This window comes from Bradyrhizobium lablabi (assembly GCF_018131005.1).
Classification (GTDB): domain Bacteria; phylum Pseudomonadota; class Alphaproteobacteria; order Rhizobiales; family Xanthobacteraceae; genus Bradyrhizobium; species Bradyrhizobium lablabi_D.
In genome coordinates this window covers 1-19008 of sequence record NZ_JAFCJK010000011.1, presented here as the reverse complement: position 1 = coordinate 19008, position 19008 = coordinate 1, and the positions used below count along the sequence as shown (strand labels likewise).

The window sequence follows — 19008 nt, the reverse complement described above, 5'->3', positions numbered from 1 at the left end:
CGGCGAGTTTCCTACTCGATGATCACGATCAGGTCTTGTGATCGCATGCCAATTACTTGGGTGTTGGGGTCAGAGCAGCGCTTGCGAGGTAACAGAGCTCATGGATTCTGACGAAACCAGAAACGTTGGCTCAGTACCAAGCGCGACAGGGGGAATAGCCCGGCTGGCATGTGACCAATTGCGCGAAGCCGGCAAGGACTTGACCGGCGTGCTGTCCAAGGCAGATTTGACTCTCGACGAGATTGACGATCGCGTCCGCAGGATCGAGGTGAGCGCCCAGATCAGATTACTGGGGCTCGCCGCTGAAGAATTGCCGGATGATTTCCTCGGCTTTCACTTGGCTCACAAATTTGAGCTCGGCGCAGTTGGATTGCTCTACTACGTCATGGCCTCATCGGACCATCTATTGGATGCTCTCCGCAATGCGGAGCGGTATGGCGCAATTGTCAACGAGGGCATTCGTTTGCGCGTTCGGCTGGATGGATCTACCGCTATCGAGCTGAACTACGTAGGCGTTGATCGCGGATCAGACCGCCATCAGATCGAATTCTGGCTGGTCGCGATGGTCCGCATCTGCCGCAAGCTCACTGAGACCCGATTGGCGCCGCTACAAGTCAAGCTCAGGCATTCCAGACCGGGCACACCGCCCGAATTCAGATCGTTTCTGGGCTGCGACATCGAATTCAACGCATCGACCGACGAGTTGGTGTTCCCCGCTGCGAGCGCATCGTTACCGATTGTCGGTGCCGATGTTCATCTCAATCACCTGTTGGTTGGCTATGCGGACCAGGCACTCGGCGATAGGTCGGCACGAGGCGCCACTGTTCGTTCTCGCGTCGAGGACTTGATTGTGCATTTGCTTCCTCATGGCAAAGCCAATGTGTCCGAAGTCGCGCGCCGCCTTGGCATGAGCCGCCGGACATTGGCGCGGTCGCTTTCCGCCGAGGGCGCAACGTTCTCAGAGGTCCTTGAGCAAGAACGAACGGCCCTTGCAAAGGGATATCTCGACGACAAGGAATTGCCGATTTCACAGGTCGCGTGGCTGGTCGGTTACCGCGAGATAAGCTCGTTCACACATGCTTTTGCACGATGGACCGGAATGACGCCCAGGCGATTTCGGATGTCCGCAGGCGGTGCTGACGGCCCTCTATCGGCTTGATCGAGTGGGTAGGGCGAGGCTTCGCTGCAAAGAAGGCAGTTCGGGTTGGAGAACGACTTGCGGCGGTAGGCCCCGGAGCGAGAGAATCATGGACCGCACGTAGCGCACCGGTGCTCCTCATATGGGTACAATCGCACCTGTTACGTCAGCCTAGCTGTCCATCTTTCCCCGTTGCAGCCGATTGCCATATTCGTCTAGAACGGGCGCCAGGACGCAGGTCACGGCAACCAACCGTCAATGGTTTGGGCCGAGGATCTGGCCTCCTCAAGGGTCTGGCAATGCTGATTCGCGGCCAAATATACGGAGTTCGGGCTGGGGCTGCTGCCCCTACGATTCCGGCTGCGACTATGCCCACCCTCCTTCTTGGCGGGCTTCTGCTTCTTATCGGCCCCTGAGGGCCGTCTGGGCCGTTTGCGCCTGGGCACTCAGGGGTTGCGAGAGAACCTTGGAAACCCTTCAGCGCTCATCAGACGGCGCGACTCATCCAAAAGGAATTTTTGAAATGGCCCACGTCAACAAGTCCGAGAAGGACCGCGTCATCATTTTCGACACCACGTTGCGCGACGGCGAGCAATGCCCCGGCGCCACCATGACCTTCGAGGAGAAGCTCGAGGTCGCGGAGCTCCTGGATGACATGGGCGTCGATGTCATCGAGGCCGGCTTCCCGATCACCTCGGAAGGCGACTTCCAGGCCGTCAGCGAGATCGCCCGCCGCTCTAAGAACTCGATCATTGCCGGTCTGTCTCGCGCCCACCCGGCCGATATCGACCGCTGCGCCGAGGCGGTGAAGTTCGCAAAACGCGGCCGCGTCCACACAGTGATCGCGACCTCGCCGCTGCACATGCGCGTCAAGCTGAACAAGACGCCGGAGGAAGTGATCGAGACCTCGGTCGCCATGGTCGCTCGCGCCCGCAACCAGATCGACGATGTCGAGTGGTCGGCCGAGGACGGCACTCGCAGCGAGATGGAATATCTCTGCCGGATCGTCGAAGCCGTGATCAAGGCCGGCGCTACCACGGTGAACATCCCCGACACGGTCGGCTATACGGTGCCGGAGGAATACACCCACTTCATGAAGACGCTGATCGAGCGCGTGCCGAACTCCGACAAGGCGGTGTTCTCGGTCCACTGCCACAATGATCTCGGTATGGCGGTCGCCAACTCGCTGGCCGGTATCGTCGGCGGCGCCCGCCAGGTCGAATGTACGATCAACGGGATCGGCGAGCGTGCCGGCAACGCCGCGCTGGAAGAGATCGTGATGGCGATCAATGTGCGGAACGACAAGTTTCCGTACTGGAACAAGATCGACACCACACAGCTCACCCGCGCGTCCAAACTGGTGTCGGCCGCGACTTCGTTCCCGGTGCAATACAATAAAGCGATCGTCGGCCGGAACGCGTTCGCCCATGAGAGCGGAATCCATCAGGACGGCGTGCTCAAGGACGCCTCGACCTACGAGATCATGCGTCCCGAGGTGGTCGGCCTGAAACAGTCGTCGCTGGTGCTCGGCAAGCATTCCGGCCGCCACGCCTTCGTGCACAAGCTGGAGGAGATGGGCTACAAGCTCGGCCCCAATCAGCTCGAAGACGCCTTCACGCGGATGAAGGCGCTCGCCGACCGCAAGAAGGACATTTACGACGAGGATATCGAGGCGCTGCTCGACGAGGAGATCGCTGCTGCCCACGACCGCATCAAATTGACCTCGTTGACTGTGATCGCCGGTACCCATGGCCCGCAGCGCGCGACCATGAAGCTCGATGTCGATGGCCAGATCCGAATCGAGGAAGCCGAAGGCAACGGCCCGGTGGACGCGGTGTTCAACTGCATCAAGCGCCTGGTGCCGCACGAGGCCAAGCTCGAGCTCTATCAGGTTCACGCAGTGACCGAGGGCACCGACGCACAGGCGGAAGTCACCGTGCGTCTCGCGCATGAGGGCCGTTCGATGAGCGCCCGCGCCGCCGATCCGGACACGCTGGTGGCCTCCGCAAAAGCCTATCTCGGCGCGCTGAACAAGATAGTGATGAAGCGGCAGCGCGACATCCCGGCGGCCGCCGCGAGCTGATCTTCATTCTATCGTTGCAGAACGCGGCGCTTCGGCGCCGCGTTTCTGTTTCGGGAGCACTCACGCCGCAAGTACCGGAGGTAGGCAACGCGGCTCTCGCCGAGCGGGTAGCCGTCACCTTGCCGCTGGTTCACGCCTTCGCCTTCGAGCTTGCCGATGTACGCGCGGCTGCAATCAAGCTGCGCCGCCAAAGCCGACGCGCTGACGGTGGCAGCCCCCTTGGCGGCGGGCGGGTCATCAACGATAACGGTCTCAGGCATCGTGTTGGTTCCTGCTGCGTCGCCGCAGGATAGCTTACTTCCGCTTGCGGCGGCATAGCTGACCATGTCCGGACTGGCCGCTGGCCAACCCGGTCGCGAATGATCCACAGCAGAAATTGGATGTTGGCTAGAAGAAGTCTTCGGTTGGAAAAAGATCGTCGCCTTCAATACATTTTGAGAGGAAGATCGCAAGCCCTAGATCGCCGGTCCACAACGTATAGCGGTACTGACCATACTGTTGCTTTGCTACCTCACACTGGCGTATTGCGTGGGCCGCGAACTGTCGGGCACGATCCAGCCACATCTCGCTTCCGGTGCGCTTGAATAATTTGAGAAACGCAAAGCCGTTTCCAGCCGTGCCGTGACAAATACAGCTACCTTTTTTCAGCGGGCCGGCTTGCCAGATCGTCTCGCCAGCCGCAGTCAAGAGATCGTCAATGGCTGAGCTCGGAAATGTGGCCATGGTGTTCACAATGCCAGGCGCACCATGACAGTGCTGCATTAGCATTGCGGTGCGGCCCGGTCGATGTTTGCCAACTGATTGCGGCCAATTGATCAACTCCCCCTCGCGGACTGCCGTCGCTCGCAGCGTGCGAACAATGCAATCCAGCCACTGTTTTTGCTCGTTCTCGGGCAAGAGATGTTGGCCGCGCAACGCAGGAAAGGCATTTCCCGCGAAGCCGTGAACTGCGCCTAGATGTGTCGCCTTATGTCCTTGAAGATTTTGCTCCCAGATCAGGCAATCCGCGCCCTCGCAAGCTTCAAGCCGATCCCACAGAAGCCTGACATCGCGAAGGAACCGCGACGCCCAAATGACATCACCAGTTTCCTCAAACAGCGCGAGTGATAGGGTTGCTGTCCCAGGAGACCCGAACATGAATTCTCGCACCGGATTGTCCTTGGTATTATCAACAGCGGCTCCCAATTGATCTGCGACGGTGTTCAGCCCCGCCAAACGGCCCGCAACTAGAAGCAGTCCAGCGTCACCGATCAGAAGGCCGTCAGCGCCGTGGCTGCGCCACCGTCCGCATTCGATCTTGGCGCGGTTGGCCTCCCTTAATTCAGGTATTACTTCCAGAAAATCGGGATGATCGACAATGGCCCCGATACGCCTCAGGTGGTTGAGCGCCCACACGACACCACCCGCGCCAACGTAGAGACTATAAAAGCGAGTGCCCGGACGGGCTTCCTCCAGCGGATGTGTTGGCCATAGGTCGCGGCGAGAAAATGTTGCGCTGGCGTCGGCTGCAATGCGTTGAATGTATTCGCGCGAAGTCGCTTCGTTCCAACTTGACCCATTGAGGGCTTCGTGACGCGCTGCCTCGTAGATCATCGGGGAATATCCTTAGATGCTCGGCTGCCGCCCCTTCGCACCGTCCGGTAACCCGTCTTGATGTCCAATCATCGTGCTGAAATGGTATCGCGTCAATGTGCCAACACTTCCGAAAGTGACCCTTCGCGACCTTTCCCTGCGCGGCAAAATCCGGTCGTCATCCGGGCAAAGCGGACATCGAGTAGGACGCACTGCATTCTCGATTTATGAGAACGCGCGTGTTGCCTTCCCTGTAACTGCAACCACGGATTTTCTCGCAGCAGATATTCTCGATACGGGCCGTCGCGCGGTCCCCGCGCTTTTCTCTGACCTCCACAGTACCTTGCGATCATCCTGCATCTGACCGTGGCCTGCCCAAATCGTGCAAGACATTGAGGCGGCGGCCTTTTAGTCGGCGTGCCGACTATCCGGCGCTCAGATGCTGTCAAGCCGCGCGCGTGGCCGCTGATCTCGATAATCCATCGGCGCGCCAAGCTGCTTGCTTAGCTCTGGCCTGAGGCGGCCTTATTCTTCTGCCAGCTTCTTCTCGATGCAGGCGTTGACAGTCTCAGCGAATTCGCGCCGGTCTCCGAGAACGGCGTTCTGCTGGGCCAGGACGTCTTGCTGGACGAGCTGGAGGCCGCCCTTTGCGGGCTCCGCGGAAGGTAGCATTCCAATATTCGTCGACGGCTCTTCCTTGGGCCGCAGGTTAGGTATTTAGCCGATGGAGAGACTTCTGATCGTAGCCGTTCTAGCCTTTTTGCCGACGACGGCCGTCGCATCCTTTCAGGAGCAAGAGAAATGCCTTGAAGGATGCAATAGTAGTTGGAATATGTGCGTTATGGTCTGCGGCGGAGACAGCAAGGGACACGGATCACCAAGCGCACACGATAGGATCGAAGCTTGTGTGGCCTCAAGGCGTTGCCGCCCAAACTATGATGCTTGCGTTGCGAACTGTTCGCGAAAGCACAACTAGAAGACGGTCCCTCCACCCCGCAAACCGCGTCCAATCTCATTATTTCCGACCCTACGCAGGCACGCTCGCGCGGCTGCAAGACGTTGAGGCAGCGAGGCTTCCGCCGCACGACGACGGTCCGGCCAGCGTCACGCGCTCACGAGCTTCGGCGACAGCGCCAGCGTCGAGCGCGCCGACGTTCGCACCAGCGGCAGGCATCAGCGGCAGCCGCACCAAGCCCGCAGGAAGGCCGCACAGCGCGCCGGGAGCGCAGGGCTACGGGGCTGAAAGGGTTCCTTCACCTTGATCTGGGGAACACCCGAATTGGCTATAGCCAGGGCACGCCCTTCGCGTGAAAAATCAGACTGCCGCTGCTGGGGGCCAACGGAGTTCTCCGATGGGTGTAGCAGGCTGGCGCTTTGCGCATGTGAAGAGAACTATCCGCGTCCGGACGGCCCTTGTCAGCCTGCTGGAAGAGTTGCCGTTTATCTGCCCGGTGGTGGTAGCAGTCAGTTCGACGGTCATGATCGTGATCAAGCTCTGCAAGGATTTGCCGCAGTGATGCGGCCCGACTTATCAAAGCTCAAATCATCTCCAATGATCTGCAACCTCCTCGATGTGAACCGATGCATTGCTCGCCCGCGACGGCGAAGCAACGCGCGGCCGTACAACGCGTGGCGGGTGCGTAGGGCTACAGATACCGCCTAGACCGCACCAGCGCACAGGGTGTGAAACTAGGGCCTATCGGGGCCCAGCGGGTTTGGGCGAGCCTTTCGCGGGTCGAGGAGAAATCGAAAAAGCCCTTAATTTTCGGGCGCTTTTCGCATTTTCAACAGGTTGAAAAACAGGCTAAACATTAAGTCGTGTGGTCCTGACGCCCCAGTGGCTGGTGTTAAGTCCTTCAGAAGCTCACGCTTCTCTGGGGCGACGGTGGCAACAAAGCCCGGTCTCACCGAGGAGAGCGCGAAGTAAGCCGTAAAACCATCGCGCAGGGAAAGCCGGGCTGTTTCCGGTTACACCTGTGGTCCTACCCCCGTGCTTTTTGTTGCACGGGGCCCATGGGTGCGATCGGCACCCGGCTTTCCCTGCGCCCTCATTCCTCATGAGGGCGGAGATGAAAAGCTCGGGCGTATCGTGCCGCGAGAAGGCGTACGCACATCCTCATCGCTGTTAGACATTTCATCCGCGAATGCCGCCATGTTGCTTTTTGCAGTGCAGCAAGGATGCGCGCCAGAACCTGCTTGATGCAGCATTGGACCCTGCTAAAGGGGCAATGGCTTTCGGCACGGCTTCTCGGTAATGGTGCCGCTGGTATACAAGTCCCGGGGCCGGTAAACCGTGCTCCGCAATACGCAGGAGGAAACATGCGTAAGTTAATTTTGGCGGCCGCATCGATTGCGGCGCTGACTTTTGTTGGGCCGGCGTCGGCGCAGTCGCCGATCGTGATCAAGTTCAGCCATGTGGTGGCTTCCGACACGCCGAAGGGCAAGGCGGCCGACAAGTTCAAGGAACTTGCCGAGAAGTACACGGATGGCAAGGTGAAGGTCGAGGTCTACCCGAACTCGACCCTCTACAAGGACAAGGAAGAGCTCGAGGCGCTGCAGCTCGGCGCCGTGCAGATGCTGGCGCCATCGAACTCGAAGTTCGGCCCGATCGGCATCAAGGAATTCGAAGTCTTCGATCTGCCCTACATCCTCCCCGACCTGAAGACCCTGCGCAAGGTGACCGATGGTCCGCTCGGCGCCAGGCTGCTCAAGCTCCTGGACTCCAAGGGCATGACCGGCCTCGCCTATTGGGACAATGGCTTCAAGCAAATGACCGCGAACAAGAAGCTGGTTGCGCCCACCGACTACAAGGGTCTGAAATTCCGTATCCAGTCGTCGAAGGTGCTGGAAGCCCAGTTCCGCGCGCTTGGCGCGATCCCGCAGGTGATGGCGTTCTCGGAAGTCTATCAGGCGCTGCAGACCGGCGTGGTGGATGGTCAGGAAAACACCTGGTCGAACATCTACACCCAGAAAATGCATGAGGTGCAGAAATACGCCACCGTCACCAACCACGGCTATATCGGCTATGTTGTGATCGTGAACAAGAAGTTCTGGGACGGCCTGCCCGGCGACATCCGCGACCAGCTCTCCAAGGCGATGAAGGAAGCGACCGAATACGGCAACGGCCAGTCCGCGAAGGAGAACGACGACGCGCTCGCCGAGATCAAGAAGGCCGGCAAGACCGAGGTCGTCACGCTGACGCCGGAGCAGGACGAGGCGATGCGCAAGGCAATGATGCCGGTCTACAAGGACGTCGCCTCGCGCGTCGGTCAGCCCCTGATCGACGAGTTCCTGAAGGAGACGGGCCGCGGCCCGATGAACTAGGCTGGTGCACCCCGCGCGCTCCGCGTGCGGGGGTAAGATCGGCTCACATCAAAATGTGACCTGGGTGAGGGGAATCTCCGCGAGCGCATCAGCCATCGTGCGCGCGCAGAGAACTCCTCGCCCCAGTCTTCTCCGCGTGGGACGGAGAAGGAGACATCGCTCTGGCCGGGGGCGGCCATGACGGGGATATCAATGCTGCTACGAATTCTGGACAGACTTGAGGAAATCATCATCGCGAGCCTGATGGGCGGTGCGACGCTGCTCACCTTCGTCACCGTCGTGCATCGCTTCCTGGTGGACGTTCCGTTCCTCTACCCGTACCTGTTCGGCATCAACCTCGCCTGGTCGCAGGAACTGTGCATCTACATGTTCATCTGGATGGCGAAGTTTGGCGCCGCCTATGGCGTGCGCGCCGGCATCCATGTCGGCGTCGACGTGCTGATCAACCGTCTCAACGATTATTGGCGCAAGCGCACGATTCTGTTCGGTCTGCTGGGCGGTGCGCTGTTCACCGCCATCGTCGGCACCATGGGCGCCAAATTCGTCTACGAGCTGATGCACACCGACCAGGTGTCGCCGGACTTGGAAATTCCGAGCTGGATCGTCTATGCCTGCATTCCGCTCGGCTCCTACCTGATGTGCTTCCGCTTCCTCCAGGTGTGCTGGAATTATTGGTGGACCGACGAGCTGCCGCACCATGACGCCTCCCATGTCGAGGGCGTGGAAACCAGCAAGACCGCGCCGATCGCGCTCGGAGAAGCGTGATGAGCGCCGCCCTGATCTTCGGACTGCTGTTTGCCCTGATGCTCACGGGCATGCCGATCTCGATTTCGCTCGGTCTCACCGTGCTGACGTTCCTGTTCACGATGACGCAGGTGCCGATCGAGAGCGTCGGGTTGAAGCTGTTTTCGGGCCTCGACAATTTCGGCATCATGGCGATCCCGTTCTTCATCCTCGCCGGCACGTTCCTGACCCGCGGCGGCGTCGCGCGACGCATGATTGCATTCACGACCTCGCTGGTCGGCCATCTGCCGGGCGGCCTGGGCCTGGCGGGCGTCGCCGCTTGCGCGATGTTTGCGGCGATCTCGGGTTCGAGCGTTGCGACCGTGGTCGCGATCGGCTCGATCATGATGCCGGCGATGGTCGAGCACGGCTATCCCCGTCGCTTCGGCGTCGGCGTGATTTCGACCTCGGGCGCGCTCGGCATCCTGGTGCCGCCCTCGATCATCCTCGTACTCTACGGCGTCTCCACCAACACCTCCATCGGCGCGCTGTTCATGGCCGGCATCGTGCCGGGCATCCTGCTCGCGCTGATGCTGGCCGCGGTGACCTTCGTCGTGGCGCTGCGCAACGGCTATCCGAAAATGCCGAGGGCTACACTTGGCCAGCAGTTCAAGGCGTTTCGCGAAAGCATCTGGGGTCTGCTTCTGATCGGCATCGTGCTCGGCGGCATCTATGGCGGCGTCTTCACGCCGACCGAAGCGGCCGCGGTGGCGGCAACCTACGCCTTCTTCATCACGGTGTTCGTCTACAAGGAATTGAAGCTGTCGGAAGTGCCAAAGGTGCTGCTGCAGGCCGCGAGCATGAGCTCGATGCTGCTCTACATCATCACCAATGCGGTGCTGTTCTCGTTCCTGATGACGCATGAGCAGATTCCGCAGGAAATGGCGGCCTGGATCATCGACAAGAATTTCTCGGTCTGGATGTTCCTGCTGGTCGTCAACGTCATCCTGCTGCTCGCCGGCAATGTGATGGATCCGTCGTCGATTCTACTCATCATGGCGCCGATCCTGTTTCCGCTCGCCACCAAGATCGGCATCCATCCGGTGCATCTCGGCATCCTGATGATCGTGAACACTGAAGTCGGACTGTGCCACCCGCCGGTTGGCCTCAATCTCTACATCGCGAGCAGCATCGCCAAGATGGGCATCAGCGAGATCACGATTTCCGTGCTACCATGGTTGTGCGCAATGCTGGTGTTCCTCGGCCTCGTGACGTACGTGCCTGAGATTTCGCTGTGGCTGCCGCGGCTGTTGGGAATGATCTAGAATGTTTCCGGCTGATGGCGAGTGCGGATTACATCTTGGTAAGGTAAGCTCCCTGTCAAATCCGTAAGTTGAAGGGGCAGGCAAGGGGGCCCATCTTCTTGCAACCTTCAAAGGAGGTTCGCATGAAGAAAGCTCTGCTCGCCGGCGTTGCGGCACTCGCAATCGCCGGTTCGACCGTGGTCTATGCCCAGCATCGTCCCTGGTTTCAGGGACAGATGCGGATGAGCCCTGAGGACAGGGCGGCCTTCCTCGACGCGCGCATCGCCGCCGTCCACGCGGGGCTGAAGCTGACCGCGGATCAGGAGAAGCTGTGGCCGCCGGTGGAAGCCGCGGTGCGCGACTTCGCCAAGATGCGGATCGATCGCGCCAATGCACGGATGGCCGCGGGCAGGGACAGGGATTCGGACGACGCGCAGAAGCCCGATGATCCGGTGACGCGGCTGCGCGAGCGCGCCGACAACATGGCCGCGAGTGCGGCCGCATTGAAGAAGATCGCCGATGCCGCCGATCCGCTCTACAAGACGCTCGACGACAACCAGAAGCGGCGGCTGATGGTGCTTACCCGCATGGAGCACCGTTTCGGAGCCGAAGGCTGGCGCCGCCATCGCTTCGAGCGCGGGGACCGAGACGACCGCGGGCCAGGCCGCGGCTACGACCACGACCGTTACGACCGCGATGGCGGTTCGGACGGCGAGCGATCAGGCCGGCTCTGACGGCGGTTTGCCGCCGCCCGTCTAAGCCTCGGAAAGGCCGCCGGGATTTGGCGGCCTTTGGCGCGTCGGGAGGCTGCCGAAAGACGGGAAAAGTCGTTGCAGTTTGCTGGACATCCGGGGGTCGCTTTGCTAAACGACGGCCCTCTCGCGAGGGTCAATTCCGGACCGGTTCCGGGCGCATAGCTCAGTTGGTAGAGCAGCTGACTCTTAATCAGCGGGTCCCAGGTTCGAGCCCTGGTGCGCCCACCAAGCTTTTCAATAGCTTAGGGACTACTCGTGGAGAACGACGGCAGAACGCTTGTCCCGGGTTTGCGACTCGGTTTGTGGTCTTTGTTCCTAAGCTGTTCGCTCGCTCTTCAGTTCTCAGATGTTTCGTGCAGAATTCGCTGCGAACGTGTGTAGCCCCTTCATCAAAAAGGCCGGTGTACCGAACGAGGACGTATACAGATTTGAGCAACGGCTCAAAGCCCCGGGGAAATTGCATCGGTTAGGCAAACGACTGGATAAGCTAGAGCACTCGGTAGGGAGGACGCGCCGGAGCAAACCGGTCTTTTCTTCGAAGCTAAAGACGATGAGGTGCCCCATATTCGCCGTGTAGTATTCAGAGAGAAGGCGACTGTGCCTCGACGGAAATCCAGAGGTCCTAAGACAGGCAAAGCACCTCAGGGCGCCCCAGATCTGCTCACCTCAAATTAGATTTTGTGCAAACGTCGCCATTAACTTTACGATCGCCTGTTCGGCCAATATGGAGACAGTTCCTAGAATGGGCCTGTTTCGAAAACGAACCCGCCGCGCCCGGTGATGGGCCGAGGTGAAAGCAAGGCATACCTCAGGATTTGCGGCTTGAGCGGAGATCGTGTGCCGAACGTCGGGGCGGCAACGAAGATGCCTCCTGAAAGCTAGTCTAGGTTGGTTCGCCAGGACGGCGCGAACTTGCCGATCGCCTAAACGGAAAGCCCGCGCAGGTTATCGATCGACATGACGCTCCCATTGAGGAATTGAGTGACGCGGAACTTCACATTATTGCTTCGCGCGTGCCGCAGAAACTTAAGGTCTTGCTGATTCCGTCATATGCAAACGGCTTCGGTTTGCATCTGCAATGTCCCCGATTGCATCCGCGACGATCCATTTCTTAGCTGCGGAAATTCTCCGACGAAGGCGCGGCTACCTCCGATTGCCGGTACTGACCCCTGGCCGTGTAAGAACTCAAAGACCGAAACCGGACGAAGAGTGATATAGTTCAGCTCGAACTCTAAGTTGAATCCGCTTGCGCGTTGAGCGGCCAAGACGTTCTCGGACGAATGATTTCTTCCCTCGCGATTGGCGTCTTCGTTTTCACACAGCCAAGACCCAACTCGGAGATTGGGCAATCGGACATCGGCATATTTTTGTGCTAGTAGTCACTTGATTTCCCAGCCGAGGTGCGTCTTGAGCGAAGAGCGCGTGGAACGGCGACTGGCGGCTATTCTTGCGGCGGACATCGCGGGATATAGTCGGCTGATGGGAGATGACGAAGAAGGTACGCTGGCCCGGCTAAAGTCCGTCAGGAAGGCCATCGTTGACCCCGCCATAGGCTCCCATCGAGGCCGCATCGTCAAGACGACGGGTGACGGCATGCTGATCGAGTTTGTCAGCGCCGTCGACGCGGTGCGCTGTGCGGTCGAAGTCCAGCGCAGCATGGCCGAACAGAATGATGCTGTGGCGCCGGATCAGAGGATCGATTTCCGGATCGGCATTCACGTCGGTGACGTCATTTTCGACGATAACGACATCTTCGGTGATGGCGTAAACATTGCTGCCCGCCTTGAAGGCATCGCCGAACCTGGCGGGGTCTGCATGTCCGATGATGCCTATCGGCAGGTCCGAGGCAAGGTCGAGATTGCTTGGGACGATATGGGACATCAGTCCCTCAAGAATATTGCTGAACCTGTGCCGGCGTGGCGGGTGCGACTGCCTGGTCAAATCCCGTCCGCGGCAAAATCAGGTTCGGCTGTGAGCCAGCCGCAAGTTCTTCCGCCCCCCGACAAGCCGTCCATCGCCGTGCTCCCATTTCAAAACATGAGCGGCGATCCGGAACAGGAATACTTTGCCGATGGAATGGCCGAGGACATCATCACGGCGCTGTCCCGTTTCAAGGCGCTATTTGTCATCGCCCGAAACTCCAGCTTCACCTACAAGGGGGCCGCCGTCGACGTGAAGCAGGTGGGGCGCGAGCTTGGGGTGCGCTACGTGTTGGAAGGGAGCGTTCGCAAGGCGGCAAACCGAGTGCGCATCACGGGACAACTGGTCGATACCGCTACTGGAGCACATCTTTGGGCCGATCGGTTTGATGGCGGGCTCGGCGACATCTTCGATCTTCAGGACCAGGTGACTGAGAGCGTCGTCGGGGCGATCGCGCCTGCGGTCGTGAAAGCCGAGATCGAGCGCGCCAAGCGCAAGCCGACCGAGAGTCTCGACGCCTACGCCCTCTATTTGCGCGGTCTGGCCCGGCTTCATCAATTTGGTAACCGGCAAGCGAACGAAGAGGCACTGCGCCTGTTCAACCGCGCGATCGAGTTCGACCCGGAATTTGCCTCCGCTTACGGTCGTGCAGCCTTTTGCTACGTCATTGCCAAGATCAATGGCTGGATTTCAGATCCAGCGAACGCGATTGCCGAAGTGAAGCGGCTCACCCAACGGGCGGTTGAGTTGGGCAAGGATGACGCGATCGCGCTCGCCGCTGGCGGGAATGCGTTAGCGTTTGTTGTTCGGGATCTCGGAGTAGGCGCCGGCTTAGTCGATCGCGCGCTTGCGCTTAATTCCAATTTGGCCGAGGCATGGAATTTCGGCGGCTGGGTACAAATCTGGCTCGGCGAGCCGGAAACGGCGATCGAGCGCTTCGCGCGTGCCCTGCGCCTGAGCCCACTTGATCCGTGGCTGATGGCAATGAGAGCCGGGACCGCGTATGCACATTTCTTCCTGGACCGCTACGACGAAGCGGCATCATGGGCGGCCATGGCATTGCAGTGCAGTCCGGACTATCAACCTGGATTACGTATCACCGCTGCAAGCAACGCAATGGCCGGGCGGCCGGAGCAAGCGCACAAGGCGGTGGCTCGGCTGCGCGAACTGAACCCCACGCTGTGCCTTTCCAATTTCAAGGAGATGCTTGGCCCTTATCGACGTGCTGAGGACGTCGCGCGATATGAAGAAGGATTGCGGCAAGCAGGGCTGCCCGAATGACCCTCACCCCTGTTGACGAGATGATCGAATAAGCGCGATTTCCGCTAATGGCCTCAAACAGCCGTTGGGGGATGTCTGCTATTCCGCCGCTGTCAGAGGATAAGCCGACATCCGGCGAACGGGCCAAAAGTGACGCAATTGACCCCGGAGCGGACATGACGTCCGTGATGTCCGCCTTCGAGCGCTGAAGCGGACATGTCCATGATGCTGACCGATAGCCGCCTTGAGCGCACGTGCACGGCCTTAGTATTCCAGGCTTTGAAATAGGTGATTTGCGTCGTGGCGTCGAGCCTGGCCTTAGGCGGCCGTGACCGCGGTGGATTCGTTAAACAGTTGATCTGCAACGGCTCTCATGTCTCCATCGCTTCGAAGATAGCGAAGCTGTGCCGGCATGCCGACCCTTCGATAGGTGCCTGCTCGGTCGCCAGACCGGACATGGCGAAGTAAACCGCCACTTCCGCCAATTGACCACAACCTGAAATTTTTGAACCCAGCCGGCCACGGCCGCGATCGAAAATTGCTGGTATGCAACAATTCCGCACCTCGTGAACGCAAAACATTTGACGCGCTAGACTTTCTCTGCGCTTAGATCATGGCTCTCGTCGCGGGTGAAATTGCCTGCACTCTTGAGGACCGTCATGCGCAACGCACGCACACGCTTCGCAGCGACTGCTGCCCGCGTCCGGCCGCTTACTCGGCCGGCCGATTGGTCGTGCATGTCCGTGATGACACGGGGTCCGAATCTTCAGCTCGAAGCGGGGCTGATCCGTAAAGCAAGAGTGTAAGTCTCGGCGCAGGGTCGCTCCCTCCGCCGCACCGGCAGGAGGGCAAGATGAACGCCCGCAAAGACGTCAAGAGAACATCCGATCAGAACCTGGATGCGAGGCTTGTGCTGGCAGCGGCTCGACTGCGATTTGCCGCGCGGGTTGATTTCCTCGTGGCTCGCTGGCTCGAGCGCTGCGCCACGAACGCCGAGACCGCACAATGGAAGTTCAAGTTCGATCGGAAACCCACACGTGAGCCCGAGTGGGCGTGAGCCTTGTCGTCTCGTCTCCACTTTGGGATGAATCCCCATGACGTGAGCAGGCGGCGGGTGGAATGGCATCAAGGTAGAAAGAGGCTGCCCACATGGCAGCCTCCCTTACTTCATGCAGGCCACCGGCGTTGACCTGGTGAGTCCTCAAAGCAAGCTTGCTCGAACGCGCGGGCTTCGATGGCGACCTTCACGAAGCGGACCTGATCAACCGATCTGACCATGTCTGCTTACGCGGGTGACAAAGCGGACCTCTCCATTGCACCTCCGGACTTCCGAGTTTGACCCCCGGACCAGACGTCGATATCCACGTTCAAACCAAATATACTTATCCCAGCTTAGTCGGGAAAACCCGAATCATGAGCGTTCGTCACTGGCGCTCGCACGGTCGCAGGAACCGTGGGAATGGCGAAGCCGTTTGAACTTTCGTGCCTTGCAGTCCAGTGACTGCCAAGAGTCGCTCCGATGATGCAACCGGCCGTCTCTGTCCCAGAGGATCAGCCTCTCACCCTTGCAACCCTACCGCCCGGCCGGGTGCAGAAATGGCTTGCCCTTGGTGTCGTGCTGGCCTCGCTGGCGGCGTTCTCAATCACGGCTGGCCCGCTCTCGACTTTCCAGTTGAGGCGGATCGACGCCTTCGTCCCGGCTTATGGCACGGCGATCTTTGTGAACGACCTGATCACCGCGATCCTCCTGTTCAACCAGTCGTCCCTTCTACGTTCGCGTGCCCTCGTCGCGATGGCGAGTGGGTATCTCTTCGCAGGACTCATGGTCGTTCCGTGGCTGCTGACCTTTCCGGGGCTGTTCACGCCAGGCGGCCTGCTGGGCGCGGGATTACAGAGCACGGCTTGGCTTTCCGTTCTGCGGTACATCGGCTTTCCCACATTCGCCATCGCATATGCCCTTTTGAAGGATGCGGATCCGCCCGAGCGATTTTGGGAGGGATCAGTGGGCGCGACCATCCTTTCGAGCGTCGCGATAACCGTAGCCGTCGTGTGCGCCGTGACAGTTCTAGTCATAGCGGGTGATGCATATTTGCCCCCCATCGCAATCGATCGGGTCCATTTTTCTACCTTCTGGCATTATCTTGCCGGTTGTCTAATCCTGTGGAACGCGGTTGCGCTCATTTTGCTCTGGATGATCCGCCGGCGCTCGGTCCTCGATCTGTGGCTGATGGTGGCCCTTTGCGCGTATGCAATTGAGATCTATCTGAGCGCGTTTGTCGGTCCAGCCCGGTTCAGTGCTGGCTGGATTGCCGCCCGGATCTTCGGGTTCCTGTCCAGCATTCTGGTGCTATCGGTCCTGTTGTATGAGATAACGACGCTTTACACGCAACTGCTTCGCGCAGTCCTGTCGTATCGCCGCGAGCGCGAGGCACGACTGATGACCGGCGACACGGTCTCGGCTTCACTTGCGCACGAAATCAAGCAGCCATTGACGACGATCCTTGCCAGTGCGAACGCTGGATTGAATTGGCTTGATCGTGTCGAGCCCGACCTCGATCGTGCCAAGGATACATTGCGGCGCATCGTGACCGCAGTACACCGTACAGATGCCGTGATCGAAAATGTCCGGGCGAATTTCAAGGTACGTGCACAGACCCGCACTTCCCTTAATGTCGACGATGTCATCCAGGGAGCCTTGGCCGTCGTTCGCGACCGACTGCAACTACATCGGATCGCAGTCCAAGCCGACCCTGATGAACGGCTGCCGCGGATAATGGGCGAACAGATACAGCTCCAGCAAGTTCTGGTGAATCTGATGATGAACGCAATTGATTCCATGGCCATGAAGGATGGGGAGCGGGTGCTATCCATACGGTCTGAAGTCGATCACTCCAAATACGTGATGGTGTCGGTGAAAGACACGGGGAAAGGCCTGGAGCCCGGCGCCACCGATTGGATATTCAACCCGGCGTTCACAACCAAAGCCGACGGCATGGGCATGGGGCTGTCGATCTGCCGATCGATTATCGAAGCGCATGAAGGGCGGATATGGGCAACTGCCGGCGAGGGCCGCGGCGCCATTTTTCACTTTACGGTGCCTGTAGATCCGGGCAGTCCATCATCACGGTGATGTATGACCCACCCGGTTAAGGTCGTCCTGGACGAATAATTTCTTCTGTCGCCGTCGCGTGCCTTGGCGTTTGTGCACGGCCAACACCCTTTTGAGACCTGCGCGCCACGCCGGGTTTTCGGTTTGCGCCAACAGCGATAGCAGCAATCGCTCTGCAAGTAGCTCAATCGTTCGGGGCCAACGGAGCACCCGGTTCGCCAGGTCATTCCCGTGTCAAGCCCAAGATCCCGCCATGGCCCGGCTCCCCGGCAGCCCCACCGCGCCGGCGTCTATCGTCGACGCGCTGAAAACAGTAGCCGGTGATCCGCCAAGCATTGGCCGCGGCCGCCTACGCTATCTCACTGGCGAAGAGCGCTGATCCGGCGCGGCATCCGGAGCTGTCTTAGATTGCGTCTCTCGTTCCGAAGCGCCAAGCGCTTCGCGGCGCCACACTCCGGGACTGACGCCAACAAGACCCGAAAACACGCGCGTAAAATGGCTTTGATTGGCAAACCCGGCCGATATCGCGATCTCGACCAACGGCAGGTCTCGGACCGTCATCAATTGCTTGGCCACCCTTATGCGCTGTTGCAGGAGCCATTGGTGTGGAGGCAGACCGGTGGAGGCTCGAAACGCGCGTGAGAAATGGCTGACCGAGAGATCGAACTCGGCCGCGATTTGCTCCAGCGGGAGTCTTCCGCCGAGATCGGATTCGAGCCTTTCACAGGCACGCTTCGTCTGCCACGGCGCAAGACCGCCGCGGCTCGGTTCGGTGATACGCCGCAGGCTGCCATAGGTTTGGGCGACGTGCGCAGTGAGCGCGAGCATCATATGATCGATGAAAAGCTGATTGGTCTCGTCCGACCGGTGCAGCGCCTCCAGGAGGGACGCACCGAGATGACGGACGACCGCGTCATCGTGGCCGACGCCGGGCTCGTAGGCAAGTTCGCCAATGCGGGATGCACCGGTCTGCTTGGCGATGTCGTCGAGCGCGAAGCGCGGCAAATAGAAAAAGACGGAGTGGAATGGCTTGTTGATCACGTAGCGGGGATCGCGCTTCAGGTCATACAGATATGTCGCTCCGGCGCGGATATCGCTCTTGTTGACGCATCGTCCGCGTTCCCAGCACTCGCAGTCCGGGTAATCGCGAATCTTGACGCTGATGAGATAGGCATCCTCGGAAGGAAACGAGCCGGAAAGACCCGGCACGGGGTTGTCATCCCGAGTTTCGGTAACCGCGAGTTCGGCGCTGCGCAGGGAGCGCGCGATCAGCGAGGGCGCGTCCTTCAGATGCAAGGGCTGCCCGAGCTTCTGTCCGTACATTACCATTGTCATGGGCGGGCCCATCCGTCGGGTTGGAAGGGCAAATCACCCGTCTCACCGCGAGGTCGCCACGCATTATCCGGGATCGGCGAGCGGCGGTCTAGGCTCGGGGCGCGATGAGCAGCTATTGTAAGTGCGCTGCGCCAAGACGATTTTCAGAGTGATTTCAACGCCCGGATGCGAACGCGACAAGTGCATCGTTCAGTGATCCTGACCAAAAATCCGGCACAAAATGTCGCATTCGGAGTTCTTGCAGCAGGATCAGGCAAAGCACGGCTGCTTCAGGAAAGACCGCGTAATTCTGGACGCCTAGAACACACACGGAAAACTCGCGGCACCTCCGGCATCCCTACCGGCAGAGCGTTGAGGCCCGGATGTTTTCCTCACCGGCATTCGAACCCAGCGAAGTGTCTCCAGTCGTCGACAAGGGAGGAGCGACCATGAAGATCGTCGTGATCGGAGGCACCGGCCTGATCGGCACGAAGACCGTTACGATT

13 protein-coding genes and 1 tRNA gene are annotated in these 19008 nt (G+C 59.8%); 11 read left to right on the top strand and 3 right to left on the bottom strand.

From position 1 onward, the window contains the following. Nucleotides 1-100 precede the first annotated feature (100 nt). Both JQ553_RS27825 and JQ553_RS27820 read left to right on the top strand, forming a co-directional pair. Nucleotides 101-1159 carry an AraC family transcriptional regulator gene (locus tag JQ553_RS27825; protein WP_249144627.1) on the top strand — a complete coding sequence of 353 codons (1059 nt, stop codon included), beginning with the start codon at nt 101-103 and terminating at the stop codon, nt 1157-1159. Between the two features lie 502 nt (nt 1160-1661). Then, nucleotides 1662-3221, top strand: a complete 1560-nt coding sequence (locus JQ553_RS27820) for a 2-isopropylmalate synthase (RefSeq protein ID WP_212503244.1) — start codon at nt 1662-1664, stop codon at nt 3219-3221. An 8-nt stretch (nt 3222-3229) separates the two neighbouring features. Here JQ553_RS27820 and JQ553_RS27815 read toward each other — a convergent pair whose 3' ends face one another. Further along, nucleotides 3230-3481: a hypothetical protein gene (locus JQ553_RS27815; protein WP_212503243.1), complete on the bottom strand. Its 252-nt coding sequence runs from the start codon at nt 3479-3481 to the stop codon at nt 3230-3232. Nucleotides 3482-3608: 127 nt separating this feature from the next. Then, nucleotides 3609-4814, bottom strand: coding sequence for a LanC-like protein (locus JQ553_RS27810; RefSeq protein ID WP_212503242.1), 1206 nt, complete (start codon nt 4812-4814; stop codon nt 3609-3611). Nucleotides 4815-6145: 1331 nt separating this feature from the next. Between JQ553_RS27810 and JQ553_RS27805 the strand changes: the two genes are divergently transcribed. From JQ553_RS27805 to JQ553_RS27765, 9 genes are all read left to right on the top strand, one after another. Beyond that, entirely contained in the window at nt 6146-6310 is a 165-nt protein-coding gene (locus JQ553_RS27805) for a hypothetical protein (RefSeq protein WP_212503241.1), read from the top strand. 802 nt (nt 6311-7112) lie between these two features. Next, entirely contained in the window at nt 7113-8117 is a 1005-nt protein-coding gene (locus tag JQ553_RS27800) for a TRAP transporter substrate-binding protein (RefSeq protein ID WP_212503240.1), read from the top strand. Nucleotides 8118-8309: 192 nt separating this feature from the next. After that, nucleotides 8310-8882: a TRAP transporter small permease gene (locus tag JQ553_RS27795; protein WP_212503441.1), complete on the top strand. Its 573-nt coding sequence runs from the start codon at nt 8310-8312 to the stop codon at nt 8880-8882. Beyond that, the gene (locus tag JQ553_RS27790; protein ID WP_212503239.1) at nt 8882-10165 is read left to right on the top strand and encodes a TRAP transporter large permease; all 1284 of its coding nucleotides are present in this window, start codon (nt 8882-8884) and stop codon (nt 10163-10165) included. Before JQ553_RS27795 ends, JQ553_RS27790 begins: the two co-directional genes overlap by 1 nt. A 122-nt stretch (nt 10166-10287) precedes the next feature. Then, entirely contained in the window at nt 10288-10878 is a 591-nt protein-coding gene (locus JQ553_RS27785; protein ID WP_212503238.1) for a Spy/CpxP family protein refolding chaperone, read from the top strand. A 173-nt stretch (nt 10879-11051) separates the two neighbouring features. After that, nucleotides 11052-11127 (top strand) — tRNA-Lys (locus JQ553_RS27780). Between the two features lie 1179 nt (nt 11128-12306). Further along, nucleotides 12307-14100: an adenylate/guanylate cyclase domain-containing protein gene (locus tag JQ553_RS27775; RefSeq protein WP_212503237.1), complete on the top strand. Its 1794-nt coding sequence runs from the start codon at nt 12307-12309 to the stop codon at nt 14098-14100. A gap of 832 nt (nt 14101-14932) precedes the next feature. Next, complete coding sequence (locus JQ553_RS27770) at nt 14933-15136, top strand: hypothetical protein (RefSeq protein WP_212503236.1); 204 nt, start codon at nt 14933-14935, stop codon at nt 15134-15136. A gap of 462 nt (nt 15137-15598) precedes the next feature. Further along, nucleotides 15599-17209: an MASE4 domain-containing protein gene (locus JQ553_RS27765; protein ID WP_249144626.1), complete on the top strand. Its 1611-nt coding sequence runs from the start codon at nt 15599-15601 to the stop codon at nt 17207-17209. Between the two features lie 333 nt (nt 17210-17542). Here the strand turns inward: JQ553_RS27765 and JQ553_RS27760 are convergent, their stop codons facing one another. Continuing rightward, nucleotides 17543-18523, bottom strand: a complete 981-nt coding sequence (locus tag JQ553_RS27760; protein WP_212503235.1) for an AraC family transcriptional regulator — start codon at nt 18521-18523, stop codon at nt 17543-17545. Nucleotides 18524-19008 lie beyond the last annotated feature (485 nt).